The 20,811-nt window shown below is 51.8% G+C and carries 22 protein-coding genes and 1 pseudogene; 11 read left to right on the top strand and 12 right to left on the bottom strand.

What is annotated here, in order from left to right:
- Positions 1-161: 161 nt before the first annotated feature.
- From AB9F27_RS03490 to AB9F27_RS03470, 5 genes are all read right to left on the bottom strand, one after another.
- On the bottom strand, positions 162-1,175 hold the full coding sequence (locus AB9F27_RS03490) for a DUF1214 domain-containing protein (protein ID WP_335585095.1): 1,014 nt from the start codon (positions 1,173-1,175) through the stop codon (positions 162-164).
- Positions 1,176-1,618: 443 nt separating this feature from the next.
- A complete protein-coding gene (locus AB9F27_RS03485; protein ID WP_369757562.1) occupies positions 1,619-3,169 on the bottom strand; it encodes an AMP-binding protein in 1,551 nt (516 codons plus the stop codon).
- A 286-nt stretch (positions 3,170-3,455) separates the two neighbouring features.
- The gene (locus tag AB9F27_RS03480) at positions 3,456-3,785 is read right to left on the bottom strand and encodes an ArsC/Spx/MgsR family protein (protein ID WP_335585093.1); all 330 of its coding nucleotides are present in this window, start codon (positions 3,783-3,785) and stop codon (positions 3,456-3,458) included.
- A 148-nt stretch (positions 3,786-3,933) separates the two neighbouring features.
- Positions 3,934-4,704 (bottom strand): homocysteine S-methyltransferase family protein, encoded by a 771-nt coding sequence (locus tag AB9F27_RS03475; protein WP_335585092.1) that lies wholly within the window; start codon positions 4,702-4,704, stop codon positions 3,934-3,936.
- Between the two features lie 252 nt (positions 4,705-4,956).
- Positions 4,957-5,442, bottom strand: coding sequence for a peroxiredoxin (locus AB9F27_RS03470; RefSeq protein ID WP_335585091.1), 486 nt, complete (start codon positions 5,440-5,442; stop codon positions 4,957-4,959).
- 412 nt (positions 5,443-5,854) lie between these two features.
- Here AB9F27_RS03470 and AB9F27_RS03465 point away from each other — a divergent pair, with 412 nt between their 5' ends.
- Together AB9F27_RS03465 and AB9F27_RS03460 are read left to right on the top strand one after the other, a co-directional pair.
- Positions 5,855-6,202, top strand: coding sequence for a CidA/LrgA family protein (locus AB9F27_RS03465; RefSeq protein ID WP_335585090.1), 348 nt, complete (start codon positions 5,855-5,857; stop codon positions 6,200-6,202).
- The gene (locus tag AB9F27_RS03460) at positions 6,195-6,911 is read left to right on the top strand and encodes an LrgB family protein (RefSeq protein WP_335585089.1); all 717 of its coding nucleotides are present in this window, start codon (positions 6,195-6,197) and stop codon (positions 6,909-6,911) included. The genes AB9F27_RS03465 and AB9F27_RS03460 overlap by 8 nt, the downstream gene beginning before the upstream one ends.
- 240 nt (positions 6,912-7,151) lie before the next feature.
- Here AB9F27_RS03460 and AB9F27_RS03455 read toward each other — a convergent pair whose 3' ends face one another.
- Positions 7,152-7,883: a GntR family transcriptional regulator gene (locus AB9F27_RS03455; RefSeq protein WP_335585088.1), complete on the bottom strand. Its 732-nt coding sequence runs from the start codon at positions 7,881-7,883 to the stop codon at positions 7,152-7,154.
- A 586-nt stretch (positions 7,884-8,469) separates the two neighbouring features.
- On the opposite strand from AB9F27_RS03455, the gene AB9F27_RS03450 reads away from it, so the two are divergent.
- The 7 genes from AB9F27_RS03450 to AB9F27_RS03420 all read left to right on the top strand — a co-directional run bounded on the left by AB9F27_RS03450 (position 8,470) and on the right by AB9F27_RS03420 (position 15,051).
- The gene (locus tag AB9F27_RS03450; protein WP_335585087.1) at positions 8,470-9,564 is read left to right on the top strand and encodes a TRAP transporter substrate-binding protein; all 1,095 of its coding nucleotides are present in this window, start codon (positions 8,470-8,472) and stop codon (positions 9,562-9,564) included.
- Positions 9,565-9,675: 111 nt separating this feature from the next.
- Positions 9,676-10,299, top strand: coding sequence for a TRAP transporter small permease subunit (locus tag AB9F27_RS03445; protein WP_335585086.1), 624 nt, complete (start codon positions 9,676-9,678; stop codon positions 10,297-10,299).
- A complete protein-coding gene (locus tag AB9F27_RS03440) occupies positions 10,296-11,663 on the top strand; it encodes a TRAP transporter large permease subunit (protein WP_335585085.1) in 1,368 nt (455 codons plus the stop codon). Before AB9F27_RS03445 ends, AB9F27_RS03440 begins: the two co-directional genes overlap by 4 nt.
- Complete coding sequence (locus AB9F27_RS03435; RefSeq protein ID WP_335585084.1) at positions 11,660-13,000, top strand: amidase; 1,341 nt, start codon at positions 11,660-11,662, stop codon at positions 12,998-13,000. Before AB9F27_RS03440 ends, AB9F27_RS03435 begins: the two co-directional genes overlap by 4 nt.
- A 13-nt stretch (positions 13,001-13,013) precedes the next feature.
- The gene (locus tag AB9F27_RS03430) at positions 13,014-13,208 is read left to right on the top strand and encodes a hypothetical protein (RefSeq protein WP_335585083.1); all 195 of its coding nucleotides are present in this window, start codon (positions 13,014-13,016) and stop codon (positions 13,206-13,208) included.
- On the top strand, positions 13,205-14,164 hold the full coding sequence (locus AB9F27_RS03425; RefSeq protein WP_335585082.1) for a D-glycerate dehydrogenase: 960 nt from the start codon (positions 13,205-13,207) through the stop codon (positions 14,162-14,164). Before AB9F27_RS03430 ends, AB9F27_RS03425 begins: the two co-directional genes overlap by 4 nt.
- Positions 14,165-14,181: 17 nt before the next feature.
- Complete coding sequence (locus tag AB9F27_RS03420) at positions 14,182-15,051, top strand: NAD(P)-dependent oxidoreductase (RefSeq protein ID WP_335585081.1); 870 nt, start codon at positions 14,182-14,184, stop codon at positions 15,049-15,051.
- A 483-nt stretch (positions 15,052-15,534) separates the two neighbouring features.
- On the opposite strand, the gene AB9F27_RS03415 is transcribed toward AB9F27_RS03420, so the two are convergent.
- Positions 15,535-16,086, bottom strand: a complete 552-nt coding sequence (locus AB9F27_RS03415) for a hypothetical protein (protein WP_335585080.1) — start codon at positions 16,084-16,086, stop codon at positions 15,535-15,537.
- A 168-nt stretch (positions 16,087-16,254) separates the two neighbouring features.
- Positions 16,255-16,644: an SHOCT domain-containing protein gene (locus tag AB9F27_RS03410; protein WP_369757561.1), complete on the bottom strand. Its 390-nt coding sequence runs from the start codon at positions 16,642-16,644 to the stop codon at positions 16,255-16,257.
- A gap of 125 nt (positions 16,645-16,769) precedes the next feature.
- Between AB9F27_RS03410 and AB9F27_RS03405 the strand changes: the two genes are divergently transcribed.
- Entirely contained in the window at positions 16,770-17,120 is a 351-nt protein-coding gene (locus AB9F27_RS03405) for a hypothetical protein (RefSeq protein WP_369757560.1), read from the top strand.
- A pseudogene (locus AB9F27_RS03400) lies at positions 17,041-17,442 on the top strand (ATP-binding protein); the annotation flags it as partial. The gene AB9F27_RS03405 and the pseudogene AB9F27_RS03400, both read left to right, overlap by 80 nt.
- 145 nt (positions 17,443-17,587) lie before the next feature.
- Here the strand turns inward: AB9F27_RS03400 and AB9F27_RS03395 are convergent.
- The 4 genes from AB9F27_RS03395 to AB9F27_RS03380 all read right to left on the bottom strand — a co-directional run bounded on the left by AB9F27_RS03395 (position 17,588) and on the right by AB9F27_RS03380 (position 20,758).
- Positions 17,588-17,944 carry a hypothetical protein gene (locus tag AB9F27_RS03395; protein ID WP_369757559.1) on the bottom strand — a complete coding sequence of 119 codons (357 nt, stop codon included), beginning with the start codon at positions 17,942-17,944 and terminating at the stop codon, positions 17,588-17,590.
- A 366-nt stretch (positions 17,945-18,310) separates the two neighbouring features.
- Entirely contained in the window at positions 18,311-18,820 is a 510-nt protein-coding gene (locus AB9F27_RS03390; RefSeq protein WP_369757558.1) for a hypothetical protein, read from the bottom strand.
- Positions 18,821-19,259: 439 nt separating this feature from the next.
- Complete coding sequence (locus tag AB9F27_RS03385) at positions 19,260-20,339, bottom strand: AAA family ATPase (protein WP_369757557.1); 1,080 nt, start codon at positions 20,337-20,339, stop codon at positions 19,260-19,262.
- The gene (locus tag AB9F27_RS03380; protein ID WP_369757556.1) at positions 20,336-20,758 is read right to left on the bottom strand and encodes a toprim domain-containing protein; all 423 of its coding nucleotides are present in this window, start codon (positions 20,756-20,758) and stop codon (positions 20,336-20,338) included. The genes AB9F27_RS03385 and AB9F27_RS03380 overlap by 4 nt, the downstream gene beginning before the upstream one ends.
- Between the last annotated feature and the right edge of the window lie 53 nt (positions 20,759-20,811).

Genomic DNA, 20,811 nt, shown 5'->3' with positions numbered 1-20,811 from the left:
CTTGACCCGTATTCCCCGAGTAGCGGGGTGACTTTCCAACTCTGCTTGTCGATATCATTCTATGGGCAGACACGGTAGTTTACTTTCGACCCGCATACTTGAGCCAAAGGATTGAAGCTCCAACCATCTCGATGACGGCCGAAGCTAATTTGGCCTAATTTCTATTCCACGATTGTAGGGGCTGGGAACGTCCAAGTCCCGTCGAGGATTTCTTGCTGAGGTTGATAGAGGCGCACAATGTAGTTCCAACCATCTGAAATCGGAATACAGTTCTTACGACCATCCTCGCACCCACCGAAGTGAACGGTGGCACCGCCGCCTTCATCTGGCATAGCAGTCAGGTTGTTGAGAGAATTCACACCTAGGTCGTTCTTCGCCATAAAGCCCTGCTCGTTATACACAGTGATGGAGGCGAAGCCGTCCACAGGCACATCCTTGACGCTCAAAGCGTAGTTAACCTCACCATCGTTTTTCTCTGGAACTACGTTTACGTAAATGGCGTCCTCTTTGGGATTGCCACCCCAACCCATTGCCGTTCCCATCAGATGATCGATAGGGTTGAGGTCGTCCTTTATGCCAAGCATACCTGAGGTGTCACTGACGGATGAGGCGAGCACGTTGACTGCATCCCGAATTTTCGAAAGCGACTCCTCGTCCCAGTCCGGAACATCAAGGGACCCCATGCTTTCTTGCGCCACCCCAATCTGATCCTGAACAGCATTTGCCAGCTTTATATCATTTTCATCGTTGGCATTTACCAGGGTGCGAAACACCACGGTGACATATCGCGTCCCAATTTCTTCTTGTGTCAGAGTGTATGATCCCGGCTCGTAAATCGCAGCAGGGATAGAATGATCCTGATTTACCAACATCAAGGATTGCCAGCGATCAGTCTCTGGTTTGGTAATGGTGACCGGAGTGGCGAGATCAAAAATGCCAATGGAATAGAGAGTATCTTGATTCATACGAATGACATCTTGCTTGTCTAAAGGCGTTGGTTGGCGAATGTGAAACATCTTGCCGAAACCGTCAGCCGCTTCATAGCGCCGCATCGTCATGTCAGTCTCAGCACGCACGAAATTATCCACGGTAACGGTTTCGCTGGCCCACGCGCTTTGGGTGGAGCCAAGCATCCCAACCACCAGCACACACATCGTCCAAGTCTTCATTTTCATTTCAGATATCCCATTTATATATTTCTTCTGACGATATTTAATCGCCTGTGATCTTCCTGTAACTGGCATTCCCCAAGTGGAACGCCTTCTCCTGAAGGTTAGCCTGCTTTGAGGCCAAGTTAAAATTTCTGCGCATGGTATAAACTCAGGTGCGCTTTTGACGCATTCCGGTGCGGTAAACTTGTTTTCACCTTGCCACTTTCCAGTTCGGATCAGGCACCACTTTACGACAAACGTGCCGAGACACTATGAGAGCAGTGCAGCACAAAAACGCAGTTTCGTAGCCTGTTGAACGTCCGCTTCCTAAAAAAGAATCTATCAGGCGCAGCTGCAGCGAACGACCGCTCACCGCCCTTATTGGCGAATGCTGCACTTGAACATCGGGCCTCTAACGGGCCACGGCTGACCCAGAGCATGGCTAACTATGCTGCGGAGTGAAATGGTCACCTAAATCCATACATTTTGATTAGGGATTTTCGCTTCAACTTCCCGTTTGGGTTTAGCGGCAATTCCTTCACGGTTCGAAAAACCTTGGGTACTTTGTAAGACGCAAGAAATTCAGCACAATGGCTTGTTAGGTCGGCTTCAGTTAAGTCCAACTCATCCGAAGTTACAAAGGCGGCAATAACGGACAGGTCTTTACGAATTGGAAGCTCTACCGCTGCGGCACCCGTTATCTTGGGATGGCGCATGAGGGCGTCTTCGATCTCTTGGGGCGCTACCCTGTATCCAAGGGCGTTCATCTGATCATCTGATCGGCCCTCAAAAAAAATGTAATCATCGCTGTCCATTACGCCGAGATCCCCAGTTAGGAACCATTCGCCGCGCATGGTCGCCTCAGTCTCTTGCGCGTTTTGCCAATACCCAATCATCAGGCCCGGGTCTGAGCGATGAATAGCAATGAGGCCGGTATCGCCCCTTGGAACAGCGTTTTCACCTTCATCAATTGGCAAAAGTGCAACTCTTCTCCCCTTTTGGGGGCGGCCGGCTTTAGCCGACTTGCTTGGGAACGCAGGAGAGGAGGATATAAATGTCGAGCATTCTGTCATACCCAGCGCGCCATAAACCGGCTTTCCAGTGCGAGAGACCCATTCCTGTTGTAGTGAAGCCGCCATTGTCTCACCCGCGGACAATCCATGCCGCAATCCGGAAAACCCGCTCAAATCAGCCTTCGACTTGAGTAATTGACGGTAGACGCCTGGAGCTGCGGCGAAAATCGTCGCCCCAAAGGTATTCACCAAATTTGGCCAAACGCTTGGGTCTCGGGGACCCGCATAAATCAGCGAAGAGGCCCCCGCGGCCCATGGGTCCATAAGCCCTGCCCCAAGGGTGTAGCTCCAGTTAAACGCGCCTGCATGTAGCATCGTATCTTCTTGGGTTAAGCCATACCAACCTTCCCACATCATCCTTCGGGCAAAGGCCGCCCGATGCGCATGTGCGACACCTTTTGGACGACCAGAAGAACCGGATGTGTAAACGATGTAAGCAAGATCATCCGCTTGGGTTACTGCGAAATCTTGCAGCGGATCCGCAATCATTTTATTTGGCGCAAAGGATCTTATTCCCGAGACTTCGATTGCATTTTGTTCAGAACAGATCAAGAGAACGGCAGCTGTGTCTTTGACAATGAACTGCAATTCAATCTGGCTCAGAGACACCGAAGTTGGGACTGGGATAGCCCCAAGCGCTGCGGCCCCCAAAAATAAAATTGGGAAATCGGTTGAGTGTCCTATTCTCAGGACAACACGATCGCCGCGTGTCACGCCATGTGCCGCCAGGCCAGCAGCGGCAACCATCACTGCGGTCTTTAGGTCGGAATAGGTTACTATTTCAGGATATTGATCATCTCCCGACACCACAACTCTTAGGGCCACTTTGTTTGGGGTTTTATCTGCTACTGCGAGCGTGTGTGCAGCAAGATTAAAGAACTCTGGAACCACGGGGTGTGGCCCGAAATCACATTCGGATAGAGTTGTGCATTGCAACGGCGCCATTGTACAGCGTTCCCATTCTTTTTCCAAACAAAGTCAAACCCAGCCATAATGCACTTAGCAGCGTTGTAGGGAAGCTCTGAAATTTATATATGCAAGTGTATCAACAGGCCGCCATTTTCGGAGTGTTTCTCAGAAGTTCGACCAGGAAGGGTTCCCATTCTGGGCAGTTTGCGTTTGCTGGATGTCATGGAAAGTGCTGGAACCAAATTTCTCATACAATGACAATATAGGCGTGTCTTTCTTGGCGACCTTCCGTAAAGGGAGACTCCGCAAAACCTTCGAGCAATCAACCTGCGAGTAAAGCCTTTTGAACCGTTTCATCCCAACCGAGGTATAGGTTATTTTGGTCTCGTATCACTGGGCGAGCCATTACCTTGGGTTTGGTCGAGATTTGAGCTTCCGCTTCGGACGCTTTCAGCCAGTCGTTGAGCCCCCGATAGTCATTGGACTTTCGGTCCACCAACCTATCTCCAAACTCCGCAATCAGTTCAGCCAATTCAACTTGGTCCAAGGGCTCCGCTCGAATATCGCGAAAATCAACCTCTTTACCGTCGGCTTCTAGTGCTTCGCGGGCCTTCTGGCAGATCGAGCAGGTGTTTAAACCGTAGATAATCATGTCGCTAACTCCTTGGGTGTTGTTTTCCAAACTCGTAGATTAGCTCCCCTAACGCAACCATACCATTCTGCACGGAGTTAAGAACGGCCTAATGCCGCCGTTTTATAAAGCTGCGGAGAACGGCGGTGAGAGCCCATAGCAGACGCGTTCATCGACCCTCCGGTGTTGTTATTCGACCCACTGATGATGAAACCAGATTATCGGCCAGCGCGGCTATGTGCTCCGTCGAAGATCCACAACATCCCCCGAGATAGGCTGTGCCAAACTGAGCATGCAGCGAAGCGAGGTTTTTTCCGAAATCATCAGGAGCTTCAGTATCAATCTCTACCAAACCTTCGAGTTCTTCCGGAGTCTTGGCTGATGTGTTTGCATCTATGCCGAGTATTCGGTCTGCTGCGTTTGGATTTCGATCACGGACCGCTGTATAGGCGGCGGAAAACACGGATGTGTGCACGCAATTTACGGAATAATTCGCTGGTGCGTAACGCGATTCTTCGTCAATCGTTTCGATCGCGATTTCAAGAGGTGTGCCATCGAGTATTGTGCCGTCTCGGCGGATCACGAAGCTTAGAACGTAAGGCAGCCCCGTCGTCTCGATCGCTTTGGCAATCCCACGCGCTTCGTCAAAACTCGGAAGAGTTTGCACCTTAAAGAAGTCAACTCCAGCCAGCGCGATCTCTTCGATCTGGGGTTTGTGAATATCGACCGCATTTTTGGTATCCGGTGCGTCTTCAGGCAAATATCCATCGCCAAATGGTCCTGTTATTCCCGCAATCAATATCGGGGCCGCATTCGGTCCGTAGGTATCGCGTAACTCTGTCATGAAACGGCAAGCTTCGGCGTTTACTGTTTTTCCGGCGTGCAGGGATTTTGCAACGCGAACCGCTCCCGCACGCCAAGTTGGTGTACCTGCGACCAATCGAGCTCAAAGACTCTCCGCGCTGCCATCGATCCCACATCTCCGACTTCTGCGTCTCTGTATAAAACGTCCGTGTGCGATACTTCATCATAAACACTCCATCTTTCCAAAAAGATTAAAGTGTTGCGTCGACCGATTGAAATCACCCCGCATAGCAGACCTCTGTGCTACCCGTCACCGTTTGTGGCCACCGCGTTATACGAGTTAAGAATAAAAAACGCAAAATGGCCAGTACGGACGACTTTCTGCCACCTAAAGCTGATCCAGTAGCGCCTCGCCAGTTGAGCAGGCTATCTCAAGTCCTGGCTCGACGTTCAGGATCGTAATGACACCATTCTCGACAAGCATAGAAAAGCGCCGTGATCGGTTCAAAAGCCCAGTCTCTGGGTTCGAAAAAGTCAGGTTAAACGCTTCTGTGAAAGCCGCGCTGGAATCTGCCAGCATCCGCACTCCGGCGTCATGAGCACCGGTGGACTCGCCCCAGGCACGCATAACGAAGGGGTCGTTGACACAGAGGATCACTACGTCGTCCAGTCCATTTTCCTTCAGGGCCTCCGTCGAAGCGATTACCGACGGTAAATGCACCGTGCTGCACCCTCGAGTGAAAGCACCTGGCATCGAGAAAACCGCCACGCGTTTATCAGCAAAAACCTCTTCTGTCGTTACCTCATATGGCCCTTCGGCGCCAAAGATTTGGAATGTCGCTTCTGGCACTTTGTCGCCCATCGATATAGTCACTTACCGTCCTCCAGTTTGTCTTTATCTTGAACACACATAATACTTATCTTCCGACTGACAATCACCTTCGCGAAGTTAGCATTGAGCAACGCTACCTTTGGTGTCCAAAACGACCCGAAGGATTGCTCTGGCCGCACAAAAGTCAGCTTTCGGCCCTGAGGTATCGCGAACCGCGCCATAGTTTTGCACGTGAAAATGTCAGAGCGCATTTGGTGTACTATCGCGTTATAGCCTTAAAATTTTGGATGTCCGGTATAGTCCGGATTTTGTGCTCAGAGCCCGCTTTTCTCGTCGGTCTGTAGTGAACCCACACTATCATTGCATTTTTCCATAACGCACGAAAAATGACTCAATGGCCTAGTTGACCTACATTCAGCCCAATGAAAGAGTAAACGCGTGTTTGGAGGAAACGATGATCGGTTATTTCACGCTTATATTGGTCTGCCAACTGCTGGGAGAACTTGTTGCTGGTACGCTTTCCCTCTCAATTCCGGGCCCCGTTCTTGGGATGTTGTTTCTCTTCCTTTTGCTTTTATTTCGAGGAGAAGTTCCCAAAGGCTTAGGAAAGACCGCAGATGGGTTGCTGCGAGCGATGTCGCTGCTTTTTGTACCTGCTGGTACAGGCGTGATGATGCATTTCAAGCTGCTCGGCGACGCGTTGCTGCCCTTGAGCGCTGCCCTTGTCGTGAGCACGGTTATGACCATCATTGTGACAGCCCTTATGATGCGGTGGCTTAATCGGTCGAACCCAGATGCATAGTCTTCAAGAAACTTGGGTTTACTTAAATGCATCGCCACTTTTTCATCTGACGTTGACTCTTGTCGCGTTTCAGTTGGCAAGTTGGATGTTTGAAAAAGGCGGCCGCAACCCCTTGCTCAATCCCGTATTGGGCGCCGTTATTCTGGTCGTTTCGGTTTTGTATATTAGCGGAACGGACTACGGCACCTATTTTGAAGGGGCGCAATTCGTTCATTTTTTGCTCGGGCCGGCGACGGTGTCACTGGCAATTCCGTTATACCGGCATTGGCATAAGGTGCGCAGATCGGCCCTGGCCATTGGAGTGAGCCTTTTAACGGGATCGTTGGTTGCGATCCTCACATCTGTGGGCACCGCATGGGCCTTTGGGGGCTCGGAGGTTTTGCTTGCCTCGATCGCGCCAAAATCCGCGACCGCACCGGTCGCAATGGCTATTTCACAGGAATTGGGCGGCCTCCCGTCACTCACTGCGGTGATGGTGATCGTTTCGGGGATTTTGGGAGCAATGTTCGGTCCCATGCTGCTCAATCTGATCGGCGTCAAGGACTGGAGCGCCCGTGGCTTGGCCATAGGCACCGCCAGCCACGGCATAGGGACAGCGCGGGCATTGCAGGTCAATGAAACGGCGGGGGCGTTCTCGGGGCTCGCCATGGGCCTCAACGCCGTGGCGACAGCTTTGCTTGTGCCAATCCTTTGGGGGCTCTTGTTTTGAAGAGAACGGGCTTTGCATTCTTCTTGCTGCCATAACTTGCCCGATGACATGGAGCGCCTTAGTGGAATTGCTGTTTAGAACTATGGCGCTTTATGGCGCCCAAAGAGAACAGCACAGGCAGGGTGTGCGGTAGGTTCACGGGGTTTCGGCTAGGATTTGCCGTTCGTCTGTGTCGATAGCTTGGTTATGGGGCCGGCTCCAAGTCTGCGATCGAAGCTTATCTGTCGACGGGACTCACAGTCATGTTGGAGCCACCAACATCAAACCTGGCACTTCATTGACGAGCTTTGGTTCAACTTCATTAAAGTAGTTAAAATTTACTAACGCCAGCCGTGCGTGCTCGCGTGTCGGCGCTTCTGCGCGGGTGCCTTCGCCATTAAAGATCGCGTCTAGGATGGCGCGATGCTGCCGTTGGGCATATCGCAGTGAATCTTGGAAATCAGGGATCATGGCCTGATCACTCAGAAATGCAGAGGGCGATGCCAACGGCAAAAGGCTTATGCGTTCGATTTCACGCTGGACAATCTGACTGGCTGGAAACCTTGCCAAAAGATCGTAAAACCGAGCGTTTTGTTTGACGTATTGAGCGAAGTCCAGATCACACGTTCCGTTAAGCGCGGTATCTATTTTGTCCAGAGCATCCTCCGCCTGTGCCAACAAGTCAGCTGTCACACCACGTTCTGCGGCCAATCGCGCCGCGGCACCTTCAATCATACCACGCACTTCAATGGCGTCGGCAATGTCGTCTTTGGTAAAGGTTGCAACTCGGCAGCCCCTGGTCTGAATGCGCTCCAGCAGACCTTCGGCCACCAACCTGTCCATGGCTTGCCTAAGCGGCGTGCGGGATATTTCCAGCTTTTTAGCTAAGGCGACTTCCGATAACCGTTGCCCTTTGGAGAAGCTTCCCCCCAAGATCAGCGACCTCAATCCAAGGAGCGCTGTGTCGAGTCGGCTAAGATGTCCCTTTGTCATGCTTCGCCCTCAGAAGTTTTGCGCAATTCCAAGCGCCAAAATGGCCACTGTATACAGATATTCGGGAATACAAGTGATTCGGGCAAAATGATTTTCGGCAATCGCATTTCAGTCCAAAAAATTTTGCAGAAATGTATACATATCGATCATTCACCGCCTTTCGAAAACTTTTTTCGGGGGTTTAATAGGGCCCTTTTATGACCAGCGTTTCTGCTCCCCCTCCCCCCAAAAAAAGTTGAGACTTATCAAAGCAAACGGCTCGCGGTTTCCCTTTTAAAACATGCGGTACTGTCCATACGGTAACGGGTCTCTGAATGCTCAGAGGTATAGCGAAGATCACGTTCAGGCAGGAGTCATCTTCGCTTGAAGACTGCGAAGAGATAAACCGCATCCCAAAAAGACCCTCTTGATCGAAGTGGCTCTACGCCTATGGTTATCTTCAGGAGCGGGGGATAGGGAGCGCTTATGAAACCTGGGGAGGAGCCTAGCTTCATATTATTGCGCGTCACGGACCAAGTTCTGAAAAATAAATGCGAGTCACATGGCAAAAGACATTGGGCCGCATGAAATTCCTTGGGAGGGAAGCATGACGAATACTCTGAACCGCAGAAAATTTCTGCGCGGCTCTGCCGTTGTAGGCGCCGCCGCATTGGCCACACCAGCTATTGCCGACGGCCACGGCACAACATTGAAGATGCAAGCTGCCTGGGGCGGCGGTATTTTCCTTGAGAACGCTCAATCCTTCGCCGCTCGTGTAAACGAGATGTCCGGTGGCTCACTGACAATCGACGTTCTATCAGTCGACTCAGTTGTAAAAACAAGCCAGATGCAAGACGCGGTTCACCGCGGCGTTCTGGACGCAGCGCACTATGTGCCTGCTTATTGGTACGGTAAGTCCAAAGCGGCATCGTTGTTCGGCACCGGCCCATGCTTTGGTTGGTCCAGCCAAGAAGTTCTGGGTTGGGTTCACGCAGGCGGAGGCCAAGAGCTGTTTGACGAACTAATGTCTGAACTGCGCCTAAACGTTGTGTCTTTCTTCAACTCTCCAATGCCAGCGCAACCTTTGGGTTGGTTCAAAGAAGAAATTAAGGACGCAAGCCAAATGAGCGGCCTGAAGTACCGTACTGTTGGTTTGGCTGCTGACGTTCTCTTGGAAATGGGCATGTCTGTTGTGCAACTTCCAGGCGGCGAAATTCAGCCCGCAATGAAGTCCGGCCTGATTGACGCGGCTGAGTTTAACAACCCAACATCTGACCGTGACTTTGGGATGCAAGACGTGTCCAAGCACTACCATTTGGCTTCTTATCACCAGAGCCAAGAGTTCTTTGAAGTTACGATCAACAAAGATAAGTTTAATGCGCTATCACCTGAGCATCAGGCAATCATCAAGAACGCATCCATGGCTGAAAATTCCGGCTTTTACTGGGGCAATACCAAGCGTTACTCCGATGACCTTCTGAAATTGCAAGAAGCTGACGGAGTAAACGTCTACCGCACGCCTGACAGCGTGATGGAAGCGCAGCTTGCGGCTTGGGACAAAGTGACGGACCGTCTTGCCGAATCCGACCCCTTCTTCGCGAAGGTGATGGAGTCGCAGAAGGCCTACGCCAAAGACGTGATGAACTACCTGAACTTGAACCAGCCTGACTACAAGCTGGCCTACAAGCATTACTTCGGTTGATCTGACCGTTCGTGAAGACAAAGTCCTCGGGCGCAAAACACGTCCGGGGACACAAACGCTCTGGGGAGCGGACGCAGTGATCGCTGCGCAAAAGATAGGAACAAAGATTTAATGAAATTCGTTCACGCTGTTGAAGGCCTGAGCCTTTGGGTGGGGCGCGCCTTTGGATGGTGCATCCTTATCTTAACACTCTCTGTTTGTTACGAAGTGTTCGTGCGCTACGTGCTGAATGCGCCAACTGTTTGGGCATTTGATATGATGGTTCAAATGTATGGTGCGTTGTTCTTGATGTGCGGAGCCTACGCTCTCGCCCAAGATACTCACGTGCGCGCAGACGTCATTTACCGCCTTTGGCCCGTTAAGGTGCAGGCAGGTATGGATTTCGTCTTATACTTTCTATTCTTTTTTCCCGGCATCATCGCACTGGTCTGGTTCGGGTACGAAATTGCTTCCGACAGTTGGCGCTACAAAGAATTCAGCTTCAACAGCCCCGCGAGCATCCAGATTTACTTCTTTAAATCCCTCATTCCTCTTTCCGGTGGGTTGCTGATGATCCAAGGTATCGCGGAACTCGTCCGCTGTGTCATGGCCATGCGCACCGGTGTCTGGCCTGAACGGCTTGCGGATGTAAAAGAAACTGAAGACTTGCTCACTGAGGCTGATCTTGATGAGATCTCTTCCTTCGCTTCTGGCGAACCTAAGCCCCTTGACGCTTCTAGAAAGATAAAAAGATGACAAACCCAGAAGTCGCCTTGATGATGCTTGGACTATTTATTGTCTTCGTCTTACTTGGCTTTCCAATTGCTTTTACATTGCTCGCGATGGGCGTCGCTTTCGGCTTTTACGCCTACCACCAAGGTAACGCGATCGAGAGCGTGGCAGATATTTTTAACAATAATATCTTCTACTTAGTCAACCAAAACACCTATTCAGTTATGGAGAACCCGACGCTAGTCGCTATACCCCTATTCCTGTTCATGGGGTACGTGGTGGAGCGGGCTAATATCGTCGATAAGCTGTTCTTCTCGCTCTACCAGGCGGCGCGCAACTTGCCGGGATCTCTGGCTATTGCCGCTCTTTTAACCTGCGCGGTCTTCTCAACAGCCTCCGGTATCGTGGGCGCGGTTGTTACTCTGATGGGTTTGCTGGCTTTCCCCGCAATGGCAAACGCAAACTACGATAAAAGTTTTGCAGCTGGTGTTATTTGTGCGGGCGGCACATTGGGTATTCTAATCCCGCCCTCAATCATGTTGATTGTATACTCGGCTATCGCAGATCTGTCGCCTTTGCGGCTTTACGCTGCAGCCGTGTTCCCAGGAATGTTGCTGGCAGGTCTTTATATTGTCTATGTCATTGTGCGGGTCTGGATCACACCCTCTTTGGCACCAAAGCCAAACCTGGTTGACGTCCCTCCACCGCGTGAAATCTACTGGAATTTGCTCGTTAGCTTCGTGCCGTTGACCGTGCTGATTGCACTGGTCCTAGGCTCAATTTTGGGCGGCCTTGCAACACCCCCAGAAGCGGCGGCAATGGGCGCATTGGGCGGTATCGTTCTTGCGGTTCTCTACCGGTCAATGAGTTGGTTGAAACTCAAGGAAAGTGTATTCCTGACTGCCAAAGCAACTGCAATGGTATGTTGGCTTTTTGTCGGCTCTTGGACCTTCGCCTCGGTCTTCTCCTACCTTGGGGGCCACGACCTTATCGCGAACTGGGTCGGCGGCATGGATCTAGAGCCTTGGCAGTTCCTTGTGCTTGCGCAAGTAATCATCTTCCTATTGGGCTGGCCGCTTGAGTGGTCGGAAATCCTGATCATCTTCGTACCAATATTCCTGCCGCTTCTCGAAGTCTTTGGGGTGAACCCCTATTTCTTCGCGATGCTCGTGGCGTTGAACCTGCAAACCTCCTTCCTGACACCGCCAATGGCCATGTCGGCGTATTATCTGAAAGGGGTGTTGAAGGACCAAATTGAGCTGATGGATATTTTCCGAGGGATCATGCCTTACTTAGGCATTGTGATCCTGACGATGGTGCTCATGTACCAGTTCCCTGGTATTGCGCTATGGTTCCCTGACTACCTGTTTGGAACCTACATCCCGTGATCAAAGACTCATACACACTCTCTGCAACCGAAGCACTGGCTGCTATCGCTGCGGGTCGCCTTTCCTCAGTGGAGCTGGTCAAGTCCTGCCTCGAGAGGATTACCGCGACGGATGACAATATCCGCGCTTGGACTTATCTAGACCCAAGCGCAGCTATTGCGCAGGCTGAAGAATGTGACCGGATCGATAAGGCGGGCCTCGCTAAGGGACCACTGCACGGTATTCCGGTTGCTTTGAAAGACATCATCGATACCGAGGACATGCCGACCCAACGCGGCACGCCAATTTTCAAAGGGCGTCGGTCCGAGCGTGACGCCCGGCTGGTAGAACAATTGCGCGAGGCCGGTGCCGTTATCATGGGCAAAACGGTTACGACTGAATTGGCTTTTGTTCACGCCAATGAAACCCGTAATCCACACAACGCGGGCCACACGCCTGGTGGTTCATCCAGCGGGTCGGCTGCTGCTGTTGCCGCCCATCACGTGCCCTTGGCAGTGGGCACCCAAACCAACGGCTCGGTTATTCGCCCGGCCTCCTTCTGTGGCACATTCGGGTTCAAACCCACACGTGGCGTTATCTCTCGGGATGGGCTTTTACAAACTTCTGTCTCGCTGGATCAAGTCGGCTGCTTCGGGCGAACCCTTGCTGATGTGGCCTTGCTCACGGACGCGATCAGCAGCTACGACAGCCGCGATGCCGCCAGCTTTGCGCGACCTCGTCCAAATATGCTGGACGGAGCAGGTGCCGACGCTCCAGTGCCCCCTGATTTGGTGTGGTTCAATCTGCCCTTCTATGACCGAATGAGTGCCGACGCGCGCGAAGGCATGGATGCAGTGCTCGACATCTTGGGCCCACAAGTCACGCGAATGGACCCTGCCGACACGCTGTCCAATCTGGTGGCTGTCCAAGCGAGAATCCATGAATATGAGATTTGCATGCACCAAAAGGATATTTTCGACGGCCATTGGGACGCTTTGAGTGAGACCCTGAAACCCGTCATTACCCGTGGACGGAAGGTTACTAAGGCCGAGTATGAAGACGCATTGGGCGTCAAAGCCTCTGCTGAAGCTTTCTTTAAGGACTTCTTCGTCGAATTTGACGCGATCGTCGCTCCGTCTGCTGCGGGCGAAGCACCTCAATTTGGCGGAGGAACCGGCGATCCGATCTTCTGTACCCTTTGGACGCTTGCAGGGCTACCTTGCGTGAGCCTACCATTGTTGGTGGGGGAAAACGGCCTCCCCATTGGTGTTCAGTTGATTGGTCCCGCTGAAAAAGATGACCGCCTGCTGCGCACTGCGCGTTGGCTACAAACCCAGCTTATCGAAGACCCCGCATAGGAAAGGACACGTCATGTCATATGGAACTAAACTCATCATGGGCCTGATAGGCACCACAATTCTGTGCGTCTTTATCGGGGGACTCTCGAAGTCCATCTCTACCGGCTTCGCCGGATTTTACGGCGGTTTGCCCTTCATGATTATCGCGATCGTGGTCTGCGGTATGGCTGTTTATGACTTCTGGGACGAATGCGTTCGTAAAAAATGAGTAAGAAGCGCCTTTGGATCACCCGCCGCTTGTCTGACGCCACGCTTGAACGGGCCAGTCGCGATTATGATGTGGTCATCAACCACGAGGATAACCCGGGCACGGCGGATCAATTGATTGCCGCCAGTGCAGATTTTGACGCGATCATTCCCTGCCACTCAGAACACTTTAGCGCGGATGTCGTGGCGCAGTTCAGTGACCGGTTGAAGATTGTCGCCAACCACTCTGTTGGCGTAGATCACTGTAACCTGCCTGCCCTCAAAGAGCACGGTATTTTGGTTACCAACACACCCGACGTGCTGTCGGACGCCACTGCAGAGCTTTCGATGCTACTGATGTTGGGCGCTGCCCGTCACGCCGTCGCTGGGGACCGTATTGTTCGCACGGGTGCTTGGAACAGTTGGTCGCCCGCGTTCATGGTCGGCAAGCAAGTCACTGGTGCGCGCCTTGGGATCATCGGCATGGGGCGCGTTGGCCGCGCCTTTGCGGCCAAAGCGCGTGGGTTCGATATGGATATCCACTATTTCAACCGCTCTGAATTGACCGCAGACCAAGCCTATGGCGCAACTTATCATAGTAGCGTCGAGAGCCTTTTGGGTGTTGCTGACTTTCTGTCGCTGCATTGCCCCGCGACACCGGAAACAACCAACATGATGAACACCGAGCGCTTTGCATTGCTTCCAGACGGGGCCGTCATGGTGAATACAGCGCGCGGCGCCTTGGTTGATGAGGACGCCTTGCTCGCCACCATAGCAACCGGCAAGGTCGCGGCCGCAGGCTTGGATTGTTTTCAGGTAGAGCCCGGCGGCAACCCCGCCTTTGCGGCCCATGACAACATCTTCATGTTGCCCCATATCGGTAGCGCTACTCGACAAACTCGCGACGCTATGGGTTTTCGCGCCTTGGACAATCTTGACGCTTTCTTTAAAGGGAAAACGCCCGTTGATCTTTTGTAATCCGTTAGGACATTTTCATGACTAAAATTGCATTCCTTGGCCTTGGCGTGATGGGCTATCCAATGGCCGGTCACCTTCAGGCAGACGGCTATGACGTGACAGTTTATAACCGCACCCCTGCCAAATCCGAGGCTTGGGTCAAGCAACACGGCGGCAAAAGCGCGGCGACACCAGCGGACGCCGCAAATGGTGCTGATGTGGTCATGGCTTGTGTCGGCAATGACGATGATCTACGCGCCATTTGTTTGGGCGAGACCGGCGCATTTGCGACCATGGCGAAGGGCACGATATTCGTAGATCACACTACGGTTTCGGCTAAGGTCACCCGCGAACTCTATGCGTTGGCGCAACGCATTGGCGTGGGCTTCGTCGATGCGCCTGTGTCCGGTGGTCAAGCTGGGGCTGAGAACGGGCAGCTCTCAATTATGTGTGGCGGCGACGATGACCATTACAACCGCGCTGAACCGGTGATGACCAGCTACTCCAAAATGTGCCGCCAGATCGGCCAAAGCGGTGCGGGTCAATTGACCAAGATGGCCAACCAGATTGCGATTGCTGGGCTGGTCCAGGGACTTTCGGAAGCCATGCACTTTATCTCGAAGGCCGGCCTAGACGGCAAAGAGGTGATCGAAGTGATTAGCCAGGGCGCCGCCGGCAGTTGGCAGATGTCCAACCGCTACGAGACCATGTTGGCCGATCATTTTGAACACGGCTTTGCAGTTGACTGGATGCGCAAAGATCTTAGTATCTGTCTTGATACAGCCGACGAGAATGGTGCAAGCTTACCCGTCACGGCGCTGGTAGACCAGTTCTATAAGGATGTTCAGAAGATGGGTGGCGGTCGGTGGGATACATCATCTCTCTTTAAAAGACTGCAATCGTTCTGAACCAAATGCAATTCATGACGGCACTGTGGAAGGTTTTCAAATCCTACCACGTTGCTGTTCTCCGGTCAGGCTGGGCTAGGACTGCATTCAATTTTTTGTATCATCATGGACGTCAACGGCTGCAAATTCCGCCCATCAGACCTTTACGCAAGGTGCCGCGAATGGTGGCTCTACGCCCGCAGTGCCGAATGCCGCATATGAACACGGGCGCTTGTGTGAGAGAAACAATAGGTGCAGCCAATTTACTGGAACCAAGGGTTCAGACACTAATGCTAGCTCGACCAGTCTCGGCAAAGGACATGCGCACGTTTAAAATTGCAATCATCTTCAGTCAAACATATCGGAAAATCTGACACTTAGGCTAATCCCGCCAGTTTTGTTCTGCTCTCAACTCTAAACTCGAGCCTGATTGCGGTAGAGAAGTGCCGTCGAGTGAAAAAACTTCCGCCCCAATCGAGGGCGGTTTTGATCGTGTGCGTACCCTCAGATATCTTCGCCTGGTGGTAACATGTGGCGCTCGCTGATCCATGGATTGATACGCATAGCATCGCGCAAGGACCGAAAGCCGACATCGGTTCTACCCGTGCTGATTAAAACCGACGCGCGACCTGCGAGCGCACCAAAATGGCGCGGTTCAAGTTCTAGGACAACTGAAATGTCGTCAAGTGCAGCATCGTAGTCATGGCGCAGAAAGTGAGCAAAAGCACGTTGGTTCCAGCCTTCGGCATAGTCGGGGCAGTATTCTACAAGATCGGTAAGATTTTCTACCGCCTGATCATAGTCCGAGTAGCGTATTTGCTCACGCCCAAGATCAAGCAACTGTTGCGACCGGGCATCCGGTGCAGTGTTCCAGATCATCCACAGTTGGTCTGAAATCGGGCGGGCAAGCATTTCTTTAGGGGCGGCAAGCAATTCGGCGTGCAACGTATTCTTCTCAATGTCCCGATTTTCTGAGGCAGGGCAATCTTGCGCAAACACGGGTTGAGAAAGAGTTAGAGCGGCGGCGAGAACCGATATTTTGATCCAATCATACATTTTGAGTCCCTCCTGTCGTCAATTTATGTAAGGCAACTGCCCAGCCGATCTTTCATTCGAGCTTTATAATGCGGCCAGCTTTACAGGCGTAAAACAGGCCTCCGATCAAGTATAACGACCCTATTGAACTTCAGCAGCACCAGAGATCGCTGCATTTCTAAATGCAAACTAGGCAGCAAGAACCTTTGATTTTTGGGTTAAGAATTCCGCTTCAGTTATAGCTCCGCTTTCCTTCAGGGCTGCAAGCTTCTCTATTTCATCTGCCGCAGAAACGCTGGCAAGACCGCGAACATATTCACGTTGTGCCTTTTCCATATCACTCATCGCTGCTTGATTGCGTACCTGCATTTTATCGCCGCGGACAATCAAATAAGACAGAACACCGAGCCATGGAACAACAATAATAAACAAAATCCATAGAGCTTTAGAGAGGCCATTTAGGTCTTCACTGCGGAATACGTCTGAAACGATGCCGACCATCACCCAGATCCACGCGACCATTAGGAATATCCAAAAGATAGAAAAGAAAATATCGAAAAATCCGAAGCCGTCAGCCATGATAAATCTCCAAGAAAGGTTGCTGCATATTACCTATCAGCAGGCTAGCCTCACATACCAAAAAAGCAATACATTAGTGTTTTTGATTACCCTATTGTGCAAAGGTAACCGCCTCCAGAACTGAAATGTATTCGGCGATGCATTGGCTGCTTCCGGCCCAAAGCGGCCATCCAGCACATGTTACGAGTGCTGCGGATGCAGCCCGCATTTCTGCCGTTCGCGAAATCTGTGGTAAGTCGCATTCACACGGTGCGGACCTTGCTGCCGATGCACCGAAAGTGATTTATGAATTTTCAGTTTGGCTTGGGGTCACGCCTTATCCGACCAGACCAACGCGGGAACTCATCACAGAGCCGTTTGAAGTGGAGTTCATAAGCGGGCGTCTCGATTTCGTTCATAGCTTTAGGACTTGGATTAGCCGCGTGCCAAAGAGGGTTGAAAGTACGGTTCACGACGGCGGCAGCCTTGGTTCATGATCTGATAGAAGCCCAAGATGAGCGCCGATTGCAGCGCATGCAAAAGCAACTGACGAGCCAGAATCTGTTGATCATTGATGAATTAGGCTTCGTTCCTCTGAGTAAATCTGGCGCAGAATTGCTCTTTGAGGTGATCTCGCAGTGCTACGAACGTGGTTCCATCATCATAACCTCAAACCTGCCCTTTGATGAATGGACCGAAGTCTTTGGCTCTGAGCGGCTCACGGGAGCCTTGCTGGATCGTTTGACACATCACGTCCACATCCTTGAGATGAACGGCGAAAGCTATAGGCTCAAACACAGTCGTAAGAACCGCCAGTAATCAAAACACATCAAGATCAGAACAATGTTGGCCCATGGGCCAACATGCGCTTTGGCACGCGTTAGCTATTTGGGGGCACGCGCACCAAAGCGCAGAATATCCGAGAACTCAGTGGACCAATTTTACGCCGCGATCTGGTCCCTTTTTACACTGCGATTGACAGCGCGCTCAAGTTGGCTTCTGGGTTGCTCTTCAGTTTCTGGGCGACGCAATAGTCCACTTCTCCGTGAGGATATTCAGAATAAAGTTGGTTAAAAATGCCATCGAATGAGGGGGCGGAGTTTTCGTCTGCATTGGGCAATAACCATTTGTTAAAAAGCTGCCGTGATTTCGCGTCCTCCGGCGTCCCCAATTCATCAAGTACATGTTGCGTGAGCCCCTTAAACGTCGGCATGCCTGCAGGGTAAGAAGCCCCAGCACCACACAAAAAGACCACTTCACCTTTATCTCTCGCCACCAATAACTGATCAGGAATATATGGGCCCCGTTCGACGAATCTCATTTCTTTTCCAAATTTCTATTACAATACGATTCCACTTTAGCACCTTGCCAGCAAATCAATATCGTTTTCCGACAATGTAAAGGGATCGGCGGCATGCATCCAGACGACTGAGATCAGATTGTGGACTATGCCCGAAGTACCTCGATCGCAGTCAAGGTCAACTTTTCGGTGTTCCGTCCGTCCTGTCGCAAACGCAGCGAACTTCTGCTTTCCACCCTTTACTGTTGAATGAAACGAACGGACCAAAGCTGCCATCCATTGAAAATCGCTCCGCTGCAGCTTTCAAAAGCTGACTTTGGATGGCAGGGAAAATTTAGAACTTTAGGCCACGCTACTGCTTCGTACTCTCATTGGAGTGCAAGGCATTTAGGTGTTCTTATATTCATTCGCGGATATAAACTCGTGGTAGAGCGCCCACGCCTCTTCATCCTTGCCAAGAGCAACTTGGTTCAGCACTTGCAACAAGATGACTGAACCAGGAGTTACTCCGTCCTCGTCGAATTCCTTCCCCGCTAGGTCCGGGTCGGTTGCTATCTCGACATTCACGATCCACCATCTTTCAATTTTGGCGACAAGTGAAATCAGTTTAGGGAAAAGGTTTTCGAAATCATGCCTATGTGTGCCACCGAGCACCTTCCGGAGTTCATGAGCCAGACGATTCCGTTCTTCTGTCAATTCCCGGATAGTAATTTCATCATATTCGTCGATCGCCCCTATCTGTCGAAGCCACGCGATGCTCGCCCGTAAAGGATCGTTCTTGCCTTTAGGGTCCAGAGACAAGACATTCTTACGATATTTTGGGCTCGACTTCCAGCCGTCAGTGGCAGTCCAAGTATCTGAGAAGAAGTCGTGTGGCCGATCTTTGACGGAGTTCAACAGCATCTCATGAGCAACGAGAAACAAACCTGTTCGCAAGAACCGAGTTCGAAGTACATCTGGATTAAGAAAATCTGCCCATTCGCTCGCCATTTGGTGACGTTAGTATAGCTCGGCCAGACATGCAATCTTAAGCGCATAAGCCCTTTTGAGTGAGCTTCAGCTGCAATGTCAGCTTTCGTCGAGGACTTTCTTCGGTTTCGCAGATGCGGCGAAGGTCCGGTTTTCTCCCGTCGTGTTTATCTGCGTGAATAGCACACATTCACCGATTTCTCGCCACTCTTCATCGTTCATATTCCGTCCCAAAGCGACGGGAAAAAGCGGACATGTCCCGGACAATACGGCCTTGTCCGTGAGACATCTTCGAGCGGACGGACAGGACACACACCTTCAGGTGTGTCCAGCTGTCCGGCTGTCTGGTCGGATATTCTTGGCCCGATCAGTCATCGTGCGGCACTTTCCAAACATATTCACCAGAGGCCTCGATGAAGTTTCTTTCAAGCAGAGATTTTTTGGCACGACCGAAGGCCTTGCGATTGGCATCTTTAGAGGCCCCAGGACCAGCAAGGCCATTCTCCTTGCATTGAATTTGCCACCTAAAGACCTCCACCACGTTTCGGTTGTTCGGCATGGTCTCGCCACTTTGAGTTGTGCCGTGCAATTCCAATATTTCTTCAAGTGCCTGAAACGCGACCATTTCGCGGTGAGAAAGTTCCTTGGCTTTCCCGGTCGGAGGGTCCGCAGGAACGACGACGGCGCTTGTCACTGAGACACCATCCTGATCAACGCCGAGTGCGACCGATTGCAGGTCAAAAAACAAGTGTTTTGAAATTTCCATGTCCCGCTGTTTCGTGCTGAAAATTTTGTGGTCAAAAATGGATATCTCCGTATCAACCGCCGCCCGTAGTGCGGAGGATCCACGGGCACCAGCTTGGACGTTCTTGCCTGTATGATGGACGATCAGCACATGCGCCCCTGTGCGTTCTCGGATGAAGTCACAGCTGCTGACAAATTGGGCAACATCACGGGCGCTGTTCTCATCACCAGCACCCATCGAGCGTGCCATCGTGTCGACTATGATCAACGCCGCCCCATCAACAGGCATAGTATAACACAGCTCCGAGGCGTCGTTAGGGGCGAAGAGGTCAAGATTCGTTGGTAGAAGATGCAGTCCAGAATTGGCTCGGAGCATTGGGTATTTTTTACGAGTTGCAGCGAACCGATTGAGTATCCCTGGTCCACCTTCACCAGCGATATAGATCACCGGGCCAGGGCGCACCGTGTTCCCATGCCATTGATATCCACTGGCGACATGCACAGCTAAATCAATAGCAACGAAGGTTTTACCCGAGTTGCTGGGTCCATAGAGGATTGATAGTCCGCCTGTTCCAAGCCAGCCTTGCACGAGGTAGTTGTTGTCGAGACGTGGCTCGATCTCGTCATAACTCACAAACTGACGTTGCAGCGATTTGGCGCGCTCCGTCAATAATGGCAGGGCTGGGGGAGGATCGTCGATCATGGCCTCTCCTCGTCGCGTAGAACGTCATTCCAATCCTGGCCGTCTGGGGCGGGCATCAATGAAACCCGCCAGCCAAGACGTGAAGCACGATGCGCTAGTTTGTTGCCAGCTTCGCGTCCCGGTGCATCGCCATCGGTTGCGACGATCAATTCGCCGAGCTCAAAAGGCAACTTAAGCGCCTTCATTCCCGAGGTGCTAAGGGTGGCCCAAACCGTCATTGGGCTTCTCAGGAGGCCAGAAATTAAGGAGAGTCCCGTTTCGATACCCTCGACCACGACAAGAGGTCCAGGGCCTTCGGAAAGCCGAACCGCGCCACCAGCACATGGACCGAGCATCATTTTTGTATTTCCCGTCAGGCGGTTATCCCGCTTGTCGAAATAAGTCCGATGAATGCCGCCAGTCGATACATTTGCCACCATCGCTATGCACCACGACTTTGACGGGCCATGATATATGTCGGGCAAGAAGCGGA

This window comes from Falsihalocynthiibacter sp. CO-5D18 (assembly GCF_041205445.1).
GTDB classification, from domain to species: Bacteria; Pseudomonadota; Alphaproteobacteria; order Rhodobacterales; family Rhodobacteraceae; genus Falsihalocynthiibacter; species Falsihalocynthiibacter arcticus.
The sequence above is the reverse complement of the archived record's forward strand: the minus strand, read 5'-3'. Positions and strand labels throughout refer to the sequence as shown.

Excerpts from the sequence above, each read along its gene's own strand:
- AB9F27_RS03410 (WP_369757561.1), bottom strand. The coding sequence starts at position 16,644 with ATGGCTGACGGCTTCGGATTTTTCGATATTTTCTTTTCTATCTTTTGG.
- AB9F27_RS03480 (WP_335585093.1), bottom strand. The coding sequence starts at position 3,785 with ATGATTATCTACGGTTTAAACACCTGCTCGATCTGCCAGAAGGCCCGC.
- AB9F27_RS03440 (WP_335585085.1), top strand. The coding sequence starts at position 10,296 with ATGACAAACCCAGAAGTCGCCTTGATGATGCTTGGACTATTTATTGTC.
- AB9F27_RS03455 (WP_335585088.1), bottom strand. The coding sequence starts at position 7,883 with ATGACAAAGGGACATCTTAGCCGACTCGACACAGCGCTCCTTGGATTG.
- AB9F27_RS03395 (WP_369757559.1), bottom strand. The coding sequence starts at position 17,944 with ATGAGATTCGTCGAACGGGGCCCATATATTCCTGATCAGTTATTGGTG.
- AB9F27_RS03465 (WP_335585090.1), top strand. The coding sequence starts at position 5,855 with ATGATCGGTTATTTCACGCTTATATTGGTCTGCCAACTGCTGGGAGAA.
- AB9F27_RS03430 (WP_335585083.1), top strand. The coding sequence starts at position 13,014 with ATGTCATATGGAACTAAACTCATCATGGGCCTGATAGGCACCACAATT.
- AB9F27_RS03385 (WP_369757557.1), bottom strand. The coding sequence starts at position 20,339 with ATGATCGACGATCCTCCCCCAGCCCTGCCATTATTGACGGAGCGCGCC.
- AB9F27_RS03420 (WP_335585081.1), top strand. The coding sequence starts at position 14,182 with ATGACTAAAATTGCATTCCTTGGCCTTGGCGTGATGGGCTATCCAATG.
- AB9F27_RS03425 (WP_335585082.1), top strand. The coding sequence starts at position 13,205 with ATGAGTAAGAAGCGCCTTTGGATCACCCGCCGCTTGTCTGACGCCACG.
- AB9F27_RS03405 (WP_369757560.1), top strand. The coding sequence starts at position 16,770 with ATGTATTCGGCGATGCATTGGCTGCTTCCGGCCCAAAGCGGCCATCCA.
- AB9F27_RS03490 (WP_335585095.1), bottom strand. The coding sequence starts at position 1,175 with ATGAAAATGAAGACTTGGACGATGTGTGTGCTGGTGGTTGGGATGCTT.
- AB9F27_RS03445 (WP_335585086.1), top strand. The coding sequence starts at position 9,676 with ATGAAATTCGTTCACGCTGTTGAAGGCCTGAGCCTTTGGGTGGGGCGC.
- AB9F27_RS03485 (WP_369757562.1), bottom strand. The coding sequence starts at position 3,169 with ATGGCGCCGTTGCAATGCACAACTCTATCCGAATGTGATTTCGGGCCA.
- AB9F27_RS03460 (WP_335585089.1), top strand. The coding sequence starts at position 6,195 with ATGCATAGTCTTCAAGAAACTTGGGTTTACTTAAATGCATCGCCACTT.
- AB9F27_RS03415 (WP_335585080.1), bottom strand. The coding sequence starts at position 16,086 with ATGTATGATTGGATCAAAATATCGGTTCTCGCCGCCGCTCTAACTCTT.
- AB9F27_RS03380 (WP_369757556.1), bottom strand. The coding sequence starts at position 20,758 with ATGGTGGCAAATGTATCGACTGGCGGCATTCATCGGACTTATTTCGAC.
- AB9F27_RS03450 (WP_335585087.1), top strand. The coding sequence starts at position 8,470 with ATGACGAATACTCTGAACCGCAGAAAATTTCTGCGCGGCTCTGCCGTT.